General features: G+C 72.7%; 19 protein-coding genes. 6 read left to right on the forward strand and 13 right to left on the reverse strand.

The window, feature by feature from the left end; all coding sequences use genetic code 11:
- From ACFYS8_RS36245 to ACFYS8_RS36255, 3 genes are all read right to left on the reverse strand, one after another.
- Positions 1–484, reverse strand: a 484-nt coding sequence (locus tag ACFYS8_RS36245) for a hypothetical protein (protein ID WP_387649883.1), incomplete at its 3' end; no start/stop codon positions are given.
- A 375-nt stretch (positions 485–859) separates the two neighbouring features.
- On the reverse strand, positions 860–2,095 hold the full coding sequence (locus ACFYS8_RS36250; protein ID WP_387649885.1) for a hypothetical protein: 1,236 nt from the start codon (positions 2,093–2,095) through the stop codon (positions 860–862).
- An 82-nt stretch (positions 2,096–2,177) separates the two neighbouring features.
- Positions 2,178–2,924 (reverse strand): GntR family transcriptional regulator, encoded by a 747-nt coding sequence (locus ACFYS8_RS36255; RefSeq protein WP_387649887.1) that lies wholly within the window; start codon positions 2,922–2,924, stop codon positions 2,178–2,180.
- 400 nt (positions 2,925–3,324) lie between these two features.
- Here ACFYS8_RS36255 and ACFYS8_RS36260 point away from each other — a divergent pair, with 400 nt between their 5' ends.
- From ACFYS8_RS36260 to ACFYS8_RS36280, 5 genes are all read left to right on the forward strand, one after another.
- A complete protein-coding gene (locus ACFYS8_RS36260) occupies positions 3,325–3,546 on the forward strand; it encodes a hypothetical protein (RefSeq protein ID WP_387649890.1) in 222 nt (73 codons plus the stop codon).
- Positions 3,546–3,731 carry a hypothetical protein gene (locus tag ACFYS8_RS36265; RefSeq protein ID WP_387649892.1) on the forward strand — a complete coding sequence of 62 codons (186 nt, stop codon included), beginning with the start codon at positions 3,546–3,548 and terminating at the stop codon, positions 3,729–3,731. The genes ACFYS8_RS36260 and ACFYS8_RS36265 overlap by 1 nt, the downstream gene beginning before the upstream one ends.
- Before the next feature lie 164 nt (positions 3,732–3,895).
- The gene (locus ACFYS8_RS36270; RefSeq protein WP_387649895.1) at positions 3,896–5,014 is read left to right on the forward strand and encodes a hypothetical protein; all 1,119 of its coding nucleotides are present in this window, start codon (positions 3,896–3,898) and stop codon (positions 5,012–5,014) included.
- A 17-nt stretch (positions 5,015–5,031) separates the two neighbouring features.
- A complete protein-coding gene (locus ACFYS8_RS36275) occupies positions 5,032–5,439 on the forward strand; it encodes a hypothetical protein (protein WP_387649897.1) in 408 nt (135 codons plus the stop codon).
- 7 nt (positions 5,440–5,446) lie between these two features.
- A complete protein-coding gene (locus ACFYS8_RS36280) occupies positions 5,447–6,415 on the forward strand; it encodes a hypothetical protein (protein ID WP_387649900.1) in 969 nt (322 codons plus the stop codon).
- Positions 6,416–7,622: 1,207 nt separating this feature from the next.
- Here the strand turns inward: ACFYS8_RS36280 and ACFYS8_RS36285 are convergent.
- Entirely contained in the window at positions 7,623–7,922 is a 300-nt protein-coding gene (locus tag ACFYS8_RS36285) for a hypothetical protein (protein ID WP_387649902.1), read from the reverse strand.
- A 776-nt stretch (positions 7,923–8,698) separates the two neighbouring features.
- Between ACFYS8_RS36285 and ACFYS8_RS36290 the strand changes: the two genes are divergently transcribed.
- Positions 8,699–8,902, forward strand: coding sequence for a hypothetical protein (locus ACFYS8_RS36290; protein ID WP_387649904.1), 204 nt, complete (start codon positions 8,699–8,701; stop codon positions 8,900–8,902).
- Between the two features lie 319 nt (positions 8,903–9,221).
- Here the strand turns inward: ACFYS8_RS36290 and ACFYS8_RS36295 are convergent, their stop codons facing one another.
- From ACFYS8_RS36295 to ACFYS8_RS36335, 9 genes are all read right to left on the reverse strand, one after another.
- Positions 9,222–9,608: a hypothetical protein gene (locus tag ACFYS8_RS36295; RefSeq protein ID WP_387649906.1), complete on the reverse strand. Its 387-nt coding sequence runs from the start codon at positions 9,606–9,608 to the stop codon at positions 9,222–9,224.
- Positions 9,609–9,681: 73 nt separating this feature from the next.
- Positions 9,682–10,068: a hypothetical protein gene (locus ACFYS8_RS36300; protein WP_387649909.1), complete on the reverse strand. Its 387-nt coding sequence runs from the start codon at positions 10,066–10,068 to the stop codon at positions 9,682–9,684.
- The gene (locus tag ACFYS8_RS36305) at positions 10,062–10,358 is read right to left on the reverse strand and encodes a hypothetical protein (RefSeq protein WP_387649910.1); all 297 of its coding nucleotides are present in this window, start codon (positions 10,356–10,358) and stop codon (positions 10,062–10,064) included. Before ACFYS8_RS36305 ends, ACFYS8_RS36300 begins: the two co-directional genes overlap by 7 nt.
- Before the next feature lie 74 nt (positions 10,359–10,432).
- Positions 10,433–11,131 carry a hypothetical protein gene (locus ACFYS8_RS36310; protein WP_387649913.1) on the reverse strand — a complete coding sequence of 233 codons (699 nt, stop codon included), beginning with the start codon at positions 11,129–11,131 and terminating at the stop codon, positions 10,433–10,435.
- Positions 11,132–11,466: 335 nt separating this feature from the next.
- Positions 11,467–11,655, reverse strand: a complete 189-nt coding sequence (locus ACFYS8_RS36315) for a hypothetical protein (protein WP_387649915.1) — start codon at positions 11,653–11,655, stop codon at positions 11,467–11,469.
- Positions 11,649–11,936, reverse strand: coding sequence for a hypothetical protein (locus tag ACFYS8_RS36320; protein WP_387649918.1), 288 nt, complete (start codon positions 11,934–11,936; stop codon positions 11,649–11,651). Before ACFYS8_RS36320 ends, ACFYS8_RS36315 begins: the two co-directional genes overlap by 7 nt.
- A gap of 111 nt (positions 11,937–12,047) precedes the next feature.
- Positions 12,048–12,473: a hypothetical protein gene (locus ACFYS8_RS36325; RefSeq protein WP_387649920.1), complete on the reverse strand. Its 426-nt coding sequence runs from the start codon at positions 12,471–12,473 to the stop codon at positions 12,048–12,050.
- On the reverse strand, positions 12,473–12,691 hold the full coding sequence (locus ACFYS8_RS36330) for a hypothetical protein (protein ID WP_387649921.1): 219 nt from the start codon (positions 12,689–12,691) through the stop codon (positions 12,473–12,475). Before ACFYS8_RS36330 ends, ACFYS8_RS36325 begins: the two co-directional genes overlap by 1 nt.
- Positions 12,692–12,735: 44 nt before the next feature.
- The coding region (locus tag ACFYS8_RS36335; protein ID WP_387649923.1) for a hypothetical protein at positions 12,736–14,632 on the reverse strand (1,897 nt) is incomplete at its 5' end.

Genomic DNA, 14,632 nt, shown 5'->3' on the forward strand with positions numbered 1-14,632 from the left:
TGATGACGCCGGTGTCGGGGTCCATGACGGACCGTCCGCAGCCGCGGCAGCTGCGGTTGCCGGTGATCTGCCAGAGGGTGCGGCGGGCCGCGTACCGGCGCGCCGCCCGCGACCGTGCTCGGGCCTCGCGGACGGCGGCGGTCGAAGGGCCCGGAAACTCTGTTGTTTCTTTTCCAAGCTGGTCCGCTTCGCGGCCAGAAAACCCGTCCTGACCTGCGGAGATACCGGGTTCAACCCCGGACATTGGTTCGTGTCCTGACGAATTGCCAGTTGCGGCCGCGATGATCCGCTTCCCGCGCTTGCGGCACGCGTCCGAGCACCAGGTGGCCATGACCTTGCCGGGAATGACCTTGATCGAGGTTCGGCACAGCGCGCACTTCGGGCGCTTCTTCCGCCGGACCACCACCGGGGTGCCGGCCTGGGCGGCGGGGCGCTCGACCGCGCGTGCGGGAGCGGCATCCGGGCCGGTGGCCGGGGTGCGCACCTGGTGCGCACCGGGGTGCGCACCTTGGTGTGCACCAGTCTCGTGGGGTGGTGTGCTGGGAGGCACTTCACCCGTTACGCTGGACAAGCGTTGGGTTCCTCAGCTGTCGTTCGCCCTGGTAAGTGGCGACAGTTCGGGGGGGTCAGCCAGTGGGAGCCGGGTCTCGCAAACCCGTCCCACACCAGCCTTTGTGCAGGCGATCATCATGCCCCACGAAGGCGATACGTGAGGCGCACGGCGCGAAAGCTGCCGCTGTGACCTAAGAGACCGTCAGGGCCCGCTCCCCCGCTGGGGAGCGGGCCCTGCGGCTTTCTGCTGTTGGACGTTGGGGGTCACCTTGCCAGATGACCCCCTGATACCTCCACGTATCGCTGGTCAGGCCGCGTCGGCAGCGAGAACCTTACGGACGTAGCTCGGCGAGCAGTTGAGGCGGCGAGCGATCTCCCGCTGGCTGATGCCCGGCTCGTCGGCCGCAGTCTGCCTGATCATCTGACGCAGACCCTCTTCCGTTGCCTCATCCTGCTGCTCAGGGGCGGTGCCCACCTCAGTGCGCACCTCGGTGTGTACCTCGGGGACGGGCGTCAGCCAGCGCTGCACGCCGGGAATCTCGGCCTGCGCGGGCGCGAGCTCGGCGACGGCCTGGTCGTCGTCCTCGATCTGCGCGGCCGGGTAGAACGCGGCGTACATCGACGGGTCGGCGACCCACTGCTGGCCGGAGTGCGCCCAGTCGGTGGCGTAGGTCGCGGTGACGACCTCGGCGGGCTCCTCGATGGCGGGCTGCTCGACGGTCGGTGCCGGGGTCGCCGGCGCCTCGACGGCCGGGACGACGGCCGGTTCGACGGCGGCCACCGTCGGTGCGGGGGCCGGGAGTTCGGGGGTCTGGCCGGGGGTGCGGCCGTAGAGGGCGTCCAGCGCGGCCATCGCGGTGTCTGCGGTGCGGTGGGCGTACGCGGTCGGCAGCGCGACGCCGAGCCGGGTGTCGCCCCGGCCCAACTTCCCGGCCAGCCTCCAGGCCGCGCGCTCCGACCTGGCGCGGACCCGCTTGTCGGGGTGGCGGACGGCGCGGGCCTGGTGCCATTCGATCTTGCGCAGGAGGTCTCCGGTCCGCCGGTCGGCCTCGGCGTCAACGCCGTTGCGGTGCACGACGATCGAGCGGGCCAGGTATCCGGCGATCTCTGCGGCGACGGTCATCGCGAGGGGCGTAATGCCGTAGATCACGCGGTGCTTGGGGTCGTCCGCGAGGTAGATGCCGACGCCCGCCCCGATGGCCGGGAGGGTCCACAGGCTCAGGCGAAACGGGAGCGGGTAGGGGCGGGCGAGCACCGTCAGCCCGATCAGGGCGAGGCCGAGCGCGCCGGTGACGCCCTCGCCGACCGCGACCAGGCCGAGCGCCGTTGTGCCGTCGCCGACCGCGGCCTTCATGTTGTTGTACGTCGCCCAGGCACCTGCGCCGCCAATCGACACCATCGCGACGAAGATCGGCGCGAGCACCAAACCGATGCCCCAGCCGATGTGGTTGCGCTGGTCAGGGGCGGTGCGCACCTGGGTGTGCACCGGGTGCGCAGGGGTGTGCACCTCGGTGCGCGGGTCATACTCAACCGTGTGATTCACGTGGGGTCCCTCCTCGTGGGTTACGGGGCCGACCCCGGGTGCACGGGGCCGGCCCACTTTTTGTTGGGGACGAGTCTGGTGGTCAGAGCTCGTAGTCGTACACGGAGACGCGCCCGGGACCGGAGACGCTCACGCCGTACTCGACAACCACCTGGTCGCCGGTCCGGAGGATCGTCGCCGCTTCCTTAACGGCGGCCGGGAGCGTCAGGCCGAGCGCCAGGGCGTCGGCCTGCGTGGCGAGCCGCACGTCGATTGCGTCACGGCCGACCACCGCTTGATGACCGGTCACCTGCTCCAGGTAGCCCCAGGAGCCCTCCGGGATGCGCTCCGGCACCAGCAGCAGCGGCGCGGTCTCGGCGAACTTCCCGTCGTACCAACTCGTGCTGGCCGAGAGCGGCTTGTTGTCGCGGGAGTACGTGATCCGCAGTCGGCTGATGGCCGGCGCCCCCTCGGCGATGCCGAGCACCTCGGCGACGTCGGCGGGCGCAGGCACCAGCTCGGCCGAGACGATCCGGGCGTATTCGCCGGTGTCACCGTAGATTTTGCCGGTCTTGCGGGTCGCGAAGGCGCGGTCCATACCGCTGCGGTGCAGCGGCTTCGGGCTCCCCTTGACGCGAGCTACCTGGCCCGGGCGGGTCTCGACCAGGCCTTCCGCGGCGAGGGTGGTAATCGCCCTCTGCGCCGTCGGCCTGCTCACCGCCCACTCCCTGGCGAGTTCTGTGGCGGACGGCAGCGAATCTCCGGGGGCCAGTGCCCCGCTGTCGATCTGTTCGCGCAGGTGGGACACCACCTGCTGGTACGCGGGTGCCGGGCGGTCGATCTCAGGCACGGCTGATTCCTCTCCCTGGTGTGGGTGCGGCTGGGCGCTCTCACCCTAGCTGGGCGGTTGCCATGTAACCACATGTGTTGTCAGGTAGGCCATAGGTGACACCTGTGTTGACAGGTGGTCAGGTCTGAGGGCACATTAGACCCACGACGCCGCAAGGGAGTTGAGGGGCATAGTCCTCTGAGCTGCATGTTTGCGAAGTCGTTGCCAGACAGGGCACCCCTTGCACCGGGCGTGAACCTGTAAACGCAAGTGGCCGCCAAGCATCTGGCGACCCGCGCAGAGAGGAACCCTCGCGCATGGCCACCACCCCGACGCCCGTTCCCCCGATCACCCCCGCTGACCTGGCCCGCGCCGCAGCCGGCGCCGCCCGCCTGCTGCGTGGCCTGCTGGGGGGTTCGAAGTGACGCTCCGTCTGCCGATCATCGGCAACCTCCGCCCCGACCCGGACCAGGGCCCGAGCGCCTACGCCGCCACCGAGCCGATCACCCGCGAACAGCTCCGCCAGGTGGAGCGCGCCGAGTGGTGCCGGTCGGTGAACACCGCCACCGGCCGGTACTACCTGCTGGTCGAGCTCGACGGTCAGGTCCTGGTCGTCGCAGGCGAGTTCACCGGGGTGCGCTGATGGGCCTCTTCTCCGGCTCCTCCGAGGCGAGGCCGTCCACCCGCACGGACACCCCGGACCACGTTGCCGCTGACGGCCGCGTCTGGAGCGGCCCGGACTACGACGAGGCCCGCGCCAACGGCCGCGTGATCCACGCCCCGCGCACCACCCACAGCACCGACCAGCTCGGTCGCCACTCCTCCTGAACACCTGGTGCGCACCCCTGAACACCCGGGGTGCGCACCTCCCCTGACCTGGAGAAACCTGTGATTGGCACGCTTCTCGCCCTGCTGCCCTGGGTCCTCGACTCCGCGCTCGTCGTGTACGGCCTGTACCTCCTGGTCCGCCGCTACCTCCGTGGGGAGGGCCGGTGACCACCCCTCAGCTCCCGTCCGAGCCGTCCACCATCCCCCCGTACCCGTCGCAGCCGCCCACCGCCGGCACGACCCGGTCCACGCGCTCCAGCTGGTGGCGCGACGACAGCGTCCCGGACGACGTCCCCCCGCCGCCCACCGAGCCCCCGACTGCGGGCGGGCTCGGGGCCACCGCTCACATCCCCTCCGCGTTCGCCGCGGCCGGATTCGCCGACGCCGCCTCGGCGCAGGCCGACGCCGCCGCGATGCACGCCGCCGCCGAGGCGTTCTGGGGCCAGGCCGGCAAGGTGATGGGCGCCCAGTTCGCCCAGGCCGCCGACCTGATGGCCCACCGGATGGGCGAGCAGATCGGCCAGGTCGGCGAGCAGGTCCACCAGCTGCTGACCGAGACCGAGGCCCAGCGCGCCGCCCGCCAGCAGGTCGCCTACGAGGAGCTGGCCGCCCGCCAGCGCGCCGAGCGCGACGCCGCGTTCGCCGCCGCCGGCGAAACCACCGAGCAGCGCACCGAGCGGCACCGCGTCGAGAAGATCCTTGACCCGGGACCGCTCCAGCGGACCGACCTCGTCGGCCTGGTCGACATGCTGAGCGCCCGGATCACCGAGACCCCCGAGGAACGGGCCGCCCGCCTGGAGGCCGATCAGGAGACCGACAAGCGGCGCCGCCGCGCCCGTGAGGACGCCGAACGCGCCGCCGCCGGGGAGACCCCCGAGCAGCGCACCAGGCGCCACCGGCAGCAGGCCCTCGCCGACAAACGCGAAGCGGCGACCCGGGCCCGGCGCGCACGCCGCCAGGCCGCCCGCGCGGCCGGCCCGAGCGACCGCACCAAGCGCTTCCGCCGCTGGTGCGTCCTCACCGCGATCAGCGCCACCGGCGGCTACGTCACCGGACTGATCGGCCTGGTCTCGATCGCCGGGCCCCTCGCCGGGATCGTGCTCACCGCCGTCGGGCTCGCCCTCGACCTGTGGGTGCGCGACCACGGCCGCCAGCGGATCTCCGAAGTCACCCGCCCCTGGCCCCTCACCCTGCTCGTCCTCGCGCGCATCCCCGTCGCCTCCGGCCTCGTCGTCGCCACCGGCCTCGCCCCGCTCTTCCCCGCCCTGCACCCCTTCAACTGACCGTCAGGAGACACACCATGAGCAGCATCATCGCCCTCGGCAGCGGCGGGTTCGCGACCTGCGCCACCGTCTACCTCTACGCCGGCATCCGCGGCAAGAACCGGATCACCGTCAAGAAGGACAACGTCCCCTACTGGGCGTTCGCCATCGGCACGTTCTCGGCCAGCGCGGGCAGCGCGTTCCAGCAGATCGCCGGAATCGGCACCCAGATCGACCAGGCGTTCCAGGGCAACAACGCCCTCGGAGACTGGCGGACCGGAGCGACCGCCGCCCTCCTGACCATCGTCACGTTCGGGTTCGAAGCCAAGCCCCTGAAGGACTCCATCTGCGGCGCCGTCGCGCCCAGCCTGTTCGCCGCCGCCGGCGGCCTGTGGGCGCTGCCCGCGAACTTCTTCTACCCCCTCGCCAGCGCGTTCGTGAACTGAGGCCGACATGACGGACTTCAAGATCTTCCCCACCGAGCCCGCCGGCGAGGCAGGCACCCCCGGCCGCCGCCGCCGGATCGCCGCCACCGCCCTCTACCCGATCACCGGCCTGATCACCGGCAGCCCCGTCCTGTTCGAGAAGCTGACGGCCCCCCGGCGCACACGCCGCGCCGAAGCCGCCGAACTCAAGGCTCAGCAGGAGAAGTTCGCCGCCGAGGCCGCCAAGGCCGCCGAGGCCGCGTTCCGGGAGAAGCTCGCCAACGAGGCCGACTCCGCCAAGAGGGCCGCCATGATCCAGGCCCGGGAAGCCGCACAGGTCACCGCCCGCCAGGCCGAACTCGACCTCGCCAAGGCCGCCCGCAAGGCCACCCGCAGCAAGCTCGGCGAGCACGCCGGCGGCGCCGCCCTGCTGCTCGTCGTCGGCGGCCCCCTGATCTGGTCCCTCGCCCGCCCCTGGATCGAACCCGGCCTCGCCGTCCTCGGCGGCCTCTGGTGGTTCGCCGCCCTGGTCTACGCCCCCGCCCCGACCGACGGCGACGAGCCCGCCGAGGACCAGGCCGACGACGAGGGACCCGACGAGCCGTCGGGCGAGGACGACCACGACGGCGAGGACCAGGACGACGAGGACGACCGGACGCCCCCCGCGCCGCTGACCGACGCCGAACTGGCGGCCTCCGTCGAGCACATGGTCGCGATCCGCGCGCAGGCCGACGGCGGCGCCGGCAACCTTCTCATCGCCGAGGTGCTCGCCGCCCTCCAGTGGCACGGCCACTACCCCGGCCACGACACCCGCAAATTCGGCGCCGCCGTCCGCGCCGCGGGCATCCCCCCGAAGCCGTCCGTCGGGGTCGGCTCCGGACCCGCCCGGACCACCTCCCCCGGGTGGTCCGTCGCCTACCTCCGGACCCTCCTCGGCCGGGACCCCCGCCTGCCCCCCGCCGCGGTCCCCGACCACACCCTCACCAAGGCCGCCTGACCCCGCCCCCGATTCGGGCCCCCCGAACCGCCCTCGCAGCCCCTTCCGGAGCCCCTCTCGAAGCCCCTTCCGGGGCCCCTCCCCCAGGAGCGGGCCCCGCCCCTCCCCGCCAACTACAGACCGCCTCCCACCTGCACAACTACCAACTACAAGTCCCGACTACAGCCCGACTACAACCCCAACTACAACCCCCAAAGGAGCCCTCGATGACCCTCAGCCTCACTGCCGCCCTCGCCGCGTTCGAGGCCGTCGCCCGGGTGATCCACCAGGACTGACACCCCGGCCACCGAGGCCCCGCACACCACCAGGTGTGCGGGGCTTTCCCGTTCCCCCACCACCCATTCGTCACGTGACGAACAGATAGCGGGTGCCGTGCGCACCGGTGGTGCCGGAAGGTGCGCACCCCCACCGTCACCACTGCCTCCGGCGGGCCACCTCCAAGGGGGTGGGGCCTCGTGATCATGTGCACGTGGGTGGGTGGTGCGGGTCGACCCGGCGGGGGTCCCCCTCGGCGGACGGCACCGGAGGCAAGCAGACCGCCCGCCGGGGCATCCAGGACGCTCGCAAGCTCGCGCCGGCAAGCCGGTCGGCAAGCCGATCCTGGACACCCCGACGAACGGCCCGCTGGGGTCTGCGACTGCCGCCCACCGAGGGGAACCCCCGCACAGCCCGACCCATGAGGCGGGCGGGTGGCCGGCCACGTGCCGAACGGGCCCCCGGCCGGACGCGGTGCTCGACGGCCTGGCCGTCGGCCGGCCAGCGGCAGCGGAGACCAGCCCGCCGCAGGCGCGACTTGCTCGCCTTGCTGTCCGACCCGGGCCCAGCGCACCGAAGGGGTGGAGGCTGACGCCCGCTCAGCCACGGATCGGAGACGGCCATGTACGTGTACTGCGCGGACTGCGGACACCCCTCGACGGGCGCCCCCCACGTCTGGCTCGGCGACGGCCCCGGCGACCGCTGCGCGTGCTGCTGGCGGTGCAGCCACGGACTCCCCGGCGAGCGGATCACGGCCCGCCCCGCCGGCGACCAGCGCCGCGAAACTGGGCCCAGTGAGCACTAACTCGCTCACCGGCCCTGCGTCCTGAGACCGCGCAGCGAGCTATCCACGTGGACCGTCCTATCGGACCGCCCACCGGAGTTCAGCGAGCAGCTGCACGACGAGCACCACCAGGAGCACACCGGCAGGGGGCCGGAGATGCAAGAGCTGTCACCGCCCGGCCGCGCCGGCGGCAGCGGATTCCTCCCGCTCCGACTCGTCGGCGACGGCCTGGTCTTCGTCGTTCACCGCGGCGAACAACTCGAGCCCGAACGGCTCGGCGGCCGGGTCGCTGCCGTCCGCCCAGCGCTCGCCCAGCGCACACACCCGGTCCATCTGATCCCGCCCAGCCAGGTACACCTGCGCCAGCCAGCGCACCCCCTCGTCCGGGTGGTCGAGGTACAGCTGTGCCGAATCGCTGCTGCGGCGCGGCGCCATGTAGTCCATGCACCACCCAACGACCACGGACACCCGAAGGCACTCCGCGCCGGCCGCGCCGAAACGGGCACCGGATCACGTGCCGTACGTCATCCGGTTCACGTACCCGGCGCCCGCCGGAGCCGGACTCGAACCGGCACGGGAACCGGATCTCCCCGGATCGCTCCGGATCCGCCCGCATCTTCCCGAATCGGCCCGGATCGGCACGCGTTCCCGTTCCCGTCAGAGCCCGCCTTAAGGCTGCGTCCAGCATGCGGTCCCGGTCGGTGCCGACCGGCGGCGACAGCGGCGCAGCCGACCGCCGGGCGAGCATCGGGGACCCATGGTGCTGCCGACTGCAGGGCACTTCTCCGGGCCCATCGAGGGCCCAGAGAAGTTGTCGCCCCTATGGACATTGGAATGTCCACAACCTGACCTGCACGGACAGCCCCGACCCCCGGAGAGCTGAGACAACCTCAGCCGCAGCCTCCAGTAGCAACCGCCAGAAGCCACCCCAAGAAGCAACCCGCAGTAGCAACCCGCAGTAGCAACCGCGGCTCCGCGTCCGCCGAGCCCGATTCGGTCGCACCTCTGGCATCTCGATGATCTTGGGCCGCTCGCCCGGCCGGACTGTCGTTACGACAGGCCATATCTTGCTCCGCCGGAGGCCTCGCCCGAGGCTCGGAAACGGGCAGGAGCGGGCAGAGTGGAGGGCAGAGTGGAGTGCTTAGGTATCGTCACCCCGCGGTGCCGATACGAGCCGTCGAACGGCCCACCGAGCGGCACCGCCGTCGCCGGATTCCGCTGCCGCCGCGAACACCATCGACGGCATGGACAACACCTCGTACGTCACCCAGCTCGGCGCCGAACTCGCCGCCCACCTCGATGTCGGCGACCAGGTGGACCCGCTCGCCGCGCAGGCCTGCGACGCGTTGCTCGGCTCCCCCGCCGGCGCGCAGCTGCTCGCCCGTCTCGACCGGATCGTCTACGCCGTCCCGCAGGTCGAAGCCGCACTCCAGGCGCCGGCCACCTGACGCCGAGGCGTGGTGCCGTTCGGCGCGGACGGCGGCCTGCCCGGGAGCGTCCTGACCGCGCCGGGCGGTGCCGCGCAGCCCTGGGTCCAGGGCGCGGGAGCGGCCCTGGTACCCCTGACGGCCACCGTCGCCGGGACACGGGCAGACCGGTATCGGGTGCACACCCCCGAGTCTGCTCCCCCGGCACCGGGTGCGCACCCGGTGCGCACCTGCCCTGACCTGCGGCGCAGCGGGTGCGCACCCCTGGTGTGCACCCCCGGGAACGCCACCGCCCCCCATTCGTCACGTGACGCTGTGGGCGGGGCGGGCGGCTCGGGGGTCATGCGGTCCGGGCGGGGTCCTTAGCCGCGACGTGGGCGAGCCACACCGTCAGGGTCGCCCGGTCGACCGCGTCCAGGGCGACCAGCAGAGTGGCGAGCGACTGCCGGAGGGTGGCGTCGGCGGCGGTCGTGCCGGGCGGTGTGATCGTCATCTCCAGGTGCTCGCCCAGGATTTCGGGCACGCCCGGGCGGTTCGGGGTCTCCAGCCAGGACCGGCCGGTGAGGGCTCCCCAGGCCGCGCGGCCGAGGCCGGTCTGCATGTGGGAGGCGGTGGCGCGGATCTCGGCGACGTAGTCACGGAGCCGGTCCGGGCTGTCGATCTCCTGGCCCCGCTCCACCCAGGTGTCCTCGGTGGTCGCCGTCGTGGGTTCGGTCATGGAACTCATCTCTTGTCTCCCCTGGTTGAGGTGGTGCGCACCGGGTGTGCACACCTGCTCCGACCTGCGCACACCCTGCTGGTCAGTAGAAGTCGGCGTCGCGCGGCCCGGCGCCGTCGGTCCGGTCGAGCTGCCGCTGCATGTAGTACGGCAGGGCGGAGAACACCGCCGGGTCGAGGACTTCGCGCAGCGGCGCGCGCTGCGCGTGCCGGTAGTAGCCCTGCCGCTCCAGGAACTGCTCCAGGTCGTCCTGGCCGACGATGGCGGCCGGGGGCTCCAGCCCCTTCCGCACCACCACCCGGTACTCCTCCGGGTCATCCTTGCCGACGGTGTACAGGTAGGTGGCGAGCACCGCCTGGGCGAGCGACAGCGGGTTCAGTCCGTCGGTCACGATCGCGGACGAGCTGTCGTGCCAGTTCGGCGTCGACCCGCGCCGCTGGAGCTGCCACCTGAGCAACGTGGTCACCATGTCAGTTCCTCCTGCCCCTCGATCTTCGGCGCCACGGTTTCTGCGGCGGGCTTCCTGCTCTTCCTGGTCTTCGCCTTCGCCTTGGTGGGCACGGGCGGTTCCACCGCGGCGGCCTCGGCGGCCTGCGTCCGCGCCGCTGGGCCGAGCGTGCCCAGGATTCGGTCCAGCCGGGCCTGCTGCCGGGTGTGGATCTCCTTCAGCTCGGCGTTGCGCACCCGGGCCTCGTAGGCGCGCTGACGGCAACTGCGGCGGCAGTAGAGCTGCTGCCGGCCGCTGGTTCGCAGCGGCATCAGGTACGGCGTCCGGCAGTAATCGCACATCCGGGTTCGCGGCCGGTCGTCCGCTGCCGCCTCCTGGCCCGCCGTCATACGCCCGCCACCCATGCGGTCAGGTGCGCGTCGGCGGCGGACGGGGCGGTGCGGCGGATCAGGCGGCGCATGTACCGGCCGTACGCGTCCTCCTGCTCGACCGTCAGCTCGATCCGGTCCGCGCCGGCCGCGCCGCGGACCGCGTCGATCAGCAGTCGGCGGTCCGCCTGCTCGACCGGGTCGGAGGGGCTGGTGCCCTCCAGCACGGCCAGCGCCCGCACCGCCCAGGCCGCCACGGCGCGGCCGTTGGTGCCCTCCCCCAGCCACCAGGCACCGTGCCGGTCGGATGCCAGGTCGTCCAGCAGCGCGGACAGGTCCGCGGTCGCGTCCTCCGCGTCGCCCCCGGCTGCCGTCACCGCCTCGGACAGCCAGCTCAGGCTGATCAGGTCCTGGCCGTCGACATCGGCGGCGAGCAGCTGCACCAGCTCGACCCCGCCCGCGCCGACCAGCACCGGCACTCCGGGCGCGGTGTTCGCCCGGCCGTAGACCACGCCGGCGATAGGTCGCAGCGCGTCCAGCACCCGGTCGTAGGCCCCGCACACCGACTCCGCGTCCAGGTAGTCGGGCAGCGGCGACCACGGCTGCCCGTCCTCGTCCGGCATCGGGCGCAGCTGGAGCATCAGCGGTTCGTCCAGCGCGTAAAGCGCGCCCAGCACATCGGGCTCGGCGGGCAGCAGCAGGGTGGTGGTGGGCATCGGGGCCCCTCTCCCAGGTCTCAACGGTCCGGTGACGGGAGGTCACTGGCGCTCGACACCCACTCTTCCATTCGTCACGTGACGAATGGAAGTGCCCTGCGGGATTTCCCGGCGTGAGCCGAGGGCCCGCGCGCCCCCTCCCCTCCCCTGCCGTGGTCGAGGTGGCGGCCACAGGACGGCCGTGGACCAGGCCGCCGCCGTCGTCCGTGATCCGCACGTGAAACGCGCAGGTCAGAGCAGGTGCGCACCGGGTGTGCACACCTGGTGCGCACCCCTGATCCGGCGGGGTATCGGCCCTGATCACCCGGCGGATCGGGGCACCCGATTCCCCCCGGCTACCACCCACCGCCCCGGTCTGCCGGGTCGGCGTCCTGGTCGCGGCCGACGGGCCCGAGCTCGCGGCGAAGCCCGCGGGACGGCACGAGCTCGTCGTCGGCGGGCGCCGCCGGCCGACCGCCGATCACCCCGGCCTGCCGGTAGTGGGCGATCATCTCCGCGACGGACGTCCAGCGCGGCGTCAGCATCCGCAGTCCGGCCCGAGCAGGGACCCGTCCGGGATCGTGCGGACGTCGTCGAGTCGCGGGTCACGGGCCGCCCAGCTCCGGACCACCCTGCCGACAAAGTGCCGGGCCGCAGCCCGCTCCTCCTCCGGCGAGTCGTCCGCGACAGCCTTCATTGCGGCGAGCACCGCGGTGTAGGCGGTGGCCTGGGTGAGGCCGTGTCCGACGGTCAGGTGGTGGAGCCAGTCCGCGAGCGTGGCGTCGGCCCCGTCGTCGGCGGCCGTGGTGTCGGTGGAGGCAGTCATGCCCGGCGAACGCCCGCCCCGGCGGCGGGGATGTGGTGCGCACCCCGGTGTTCCGCCCGAACGAGTGAGTGCGCACCGGCCGGGGTGGGTGCGCACTCACGGGTGAACAGGTCAGGCGGCGTCGGCGTCCCACGCCTCGACGGCCGCCCGCAGCCCGGCCGTGTCGAACCGCTCACCGGTCATGCAGATCGGGCCGCGTGCCTGGTCGGTGGCGATCCGATTCCACGCGTCGGTCGCGATCTGGCGGGGCTGGCCGTACACCCCAGAGTCCTCCGACAGCGGGGTGGCGTTGCCGTCGGCGATCACCTGCCAGCCGTCGTACTGGTCCCAGCCCAGCTCGACGCCGTCCGGCCAGGCCGCGGTGGGCGACCCGGTGCCGGGCAACCGGAAATAGGCGTCGAGCTGGGCGCCGTCCGGCGATTCGATCCACCAGGTCTTCGGGGTGAGGCCGGCCGCGATGAGCTCAGCTTCCACCGCCTCCATGTACTCGGCGTGCGGGTAGACCTCAACGTCGGCCTCGATGTGCTGCTGGTCCATCAGTCCTCCTCGGTGGCGGGCAGGGTGGGCAGGATGAGTCGGCGGTGTCCGGTCGATCGGGGCGGCGGCGGGGGCGGCGGCGGATCCCCAGCGAGCGCGGCCCGTTCGGCGGCGGTCCGGCCCGGGCGGCGCGGCGACGTGGGTGCGTCCTTGGCATAGGCGGCGCCGCCGAGTCCGAGCGTGCGGCCGAGCCTGCTGGGCGGGCTGTCAGCTGTCATCTGGCCAGTCTCCTCCGGTGGGGTGCGCACCTCATGTGCGCTGGTCAGGGCCGGTGCGCACCCGGGTGCGCACCTGGTGTGCGGCGGGCGGCGGCCCGTTGGCGAATGACCGTCAGGAAGTTCACCGGCTCGGGCCTGGCGAGCGCCTCGGCAATCGCGTCCGGCACCGGCGGGTCCGCCTGCTCCGGCCCCCGGGCGATCCTGGTCGGTCCGTTCGTAGGGTTCTCCGCCGCCCGGCGGGCGGCGGCGACCTGGCGGCGTTCGGCGAGCACGGCGAGGACGTCCTGCCACGTCTGGTCGACTTCGGCCCCGGTGAGCAGGCGGACCGAATTCGGGGCGGCGCCGGCGGCTTCGTAGACGGCTTCGACGGCTTCCAGGTCGATGCCGTCGGTGCCCCGGACGGATTCGACGGCTTCGTAGTCGAGGCCGGCGGCGGCGACGTCGTGCCAGGCCTGCGTCCTGACCTGCACACCGGCCCTGAATTCGGAGGTCCCGTCGGCCTCGTGGAGCAGGTCGGCATCGTCCTCGGCGGTGTCGCCGCCGCCGATGCCGAGCAGCTTTCGCAGTCCTCGGGTCCATTCGATCGCGCGGCGTCCGCCGACGGCGGCCTCGTATTCCCACCAGCGGCCAAGGCACCAGTCGAGCGTGCCGCTGCCCTCCGCCTTGTCCTCGGGCACGCCGTTCTGCAGGTCGCCGATGCGGCCGAGCATCTGGAAGGGCGTCATGTTCTCGCCCCAGGCGTCCTTGTTGGCGGCGCCGGTGAGCTCCAGCGCCGGGTCCTTTCCGTCCTGGGTCTTCGCGAGGTACTCGCCGAACTTCTCCGCGTCCTGCACGGTCTTGAGCCGCTTGAAATCGACGCCGTGGCCCTTCCCGTTGCACTTGCAGCCAGGAATCTCGCAGGTCACGGACGGCTCGAAGCGCGGGTCGCCCTGCTTGAGGGCTGCGGTCCACACCTTCCGCCAGGTGTGCTCCCACTCCTCCAGGTCGTCCTCGTCGGGCTCGAAGGTGTCCCACTTCCCGTCAGGGGTTGTGGCGAGCACCTTGTCGGCGCCCTTGCCCTTGGTACGGCCGCCGACCAGCACAATCGCGTGGATGTGGGGGTGCCAGCCGTTGGCCTGGCCGAGCGTGACCTCGGTGGCGCGGATCATGCCGACGTATCCGATCCGGCCCCGGAGTCCGTCGGGGTCACCATCCTCGGGCCGCCCGGCCCAGGTGCCGCCGGTGATCAGGCGCTGGTACGCACCGGCCTGACGGCTCGTCCCCCGCGCGGCGGCGCGGGCCTCGGCCAGCCACCCCTCCAGGTCCGCGAGCAACGGCTCGAACTCCGCGCGGGCCGCCTCCGTGGCCGCCTCCCTGACCGCCTTGAGCCCAGGCAGCGGCTCGGCCCCGTCGCGCGCAGCGGCGGCGGCGGCCTTCTTCTGCCCCTTCTCGGCCCCGGCCTGGGCGACCTGCACGGCCTGACGGGCCGTCGCGCGCGCGGCCAGCAGATCGGCCTTCGCGGCGGCCTGGGCGGCGTCGACGGCCTGCCGCGCGTCCGCCTTCGCCTGCTCCAGCTCGGCTTTGACCGCCGCGACTTCGGCGCGGGCCGCCTCGATGGCGTCCGCCGAGGACGCGCGGGTGCCCTGGATGGCGTCCATCAGCGCGTCCAGGCGGTCGGCGTAGGCGTGGCGGGGGGTGAATGTGACCAGGTAGGCGCTGCCGCCCGCCCGGATCCAGGACACGACCGCCTTGGTGACCTCGGCGGCCCGGCGGGTGCGGATCGAGGACGAGCAGGGCGGGCAGAACCAGATGTTCGCGCACTTCAGCGTGCCGAGGACCACGGTGTGGCCCTCGGCCGTTTGCGCCTTGATGACGCCGGTGTCGGGGTCCATGACGGACCGTCCGCAGCCGCGGCAGCTGCGGTTGCCGGTGATCTGCCAGAGGGTGCGGCGGGCCGCGTAC

The organism is Kitasatospora sp. NPDC004615 (assembly GCF_042873545.1).
GTDB lineage: Bacteria > Actinomycetota > Actinomycetes > Streptomycetales > Streptomycetaceae > Kitasatospora.

Bases quoted from the DNA above. Each gene is read 5' to 3' on its own strand.
- ACFYS8_RS36330 (WP_387649921.1), bottom strand. From the start codon at position 12,691: ATGACAGCTGACAGCCCGCCCAGCAGGCTCGGCCGCACGCTCGGACTC.
- ACFYS8_RS36265 (WP_387649892.1), top strand. From the start codon at position 3,546: ATGGGCCTCTTCTCCGGCTCCTCCGAGGCGAGGCCGTCCACCCGCACG.
- ACFYS8_RS36290 (WP_387649904.1), top strand. From the start codon at position 8,699: ATGGACAACACCTCGTACGTCACCCAGCTCGGCGCCGAACTCGCCGCC.
- ACFYS8_RS36280 (WP_387649900.1), top strand. From the start codon at position 5,447: ATGACGGACTTCAAGATCTTCCCCACCGAGCCCGCCGGCGAGGCAGGC.
- ACFYS8_RS36325 (WP_387649920.1), bottom strand. From the start codon at position 12,473: ATGGACCAGCAGCACATCGAGGCCGACGTTGAGGTCTACCCGCACGCC.
- ACFYS8_RS36320 (WP_387649918.1), bottom strand. From the start codon at position 11,936: ATGACTGCCTCCACCGACACCACGGCCGCCGACGACGGGGCCGACGCC.
- ACFYS8_RS36300 (WP_387649909.1), bottom strand. From the start codon at position 10,068: ATGGTGACCACGTTGCTCAGGTGGCAGCTCCAGCGGCGCGGGTCGACG.
- ACFYS8_RS36310 (WP_387649913.1), bottom strand. From the start codon at position 11,131: ATGCCCACCACCACCCTGCTGCTGCCCGCCGAGCCCGATGTGCTGGGC.
- ACFYS8_RS36305 (WP_387649910.1), bottom strand. From the start codon at position 10,358: ATGCCGCTGCGAACCAGCGGCCGGCAGCAGCTCTACTGCCGCCGCAGT.
- ACFYS8_RS36315 (WP_387649915.1), bottom strand. From the start codon at position 11,655: ATGCTGACGCCGCGCTGGACGTCCGTCGCGGAGATGATCGCCCACTAC.
- ACFYS8_RS36275 (WP_387649897.1), top strand. From the start codon at position 5,032: ATGAGCAGCATCATCGCCCTCGGCAGCGGCGGGTTCGCGACCTGCGCC.
- ACFYS8_RS36295 (WP_387649906.1), bottom strand. From the start codon at position 9,608: ATGAGTTCCATGACCGAACCCACGACGGCGACCACCGAGGACACCTGG.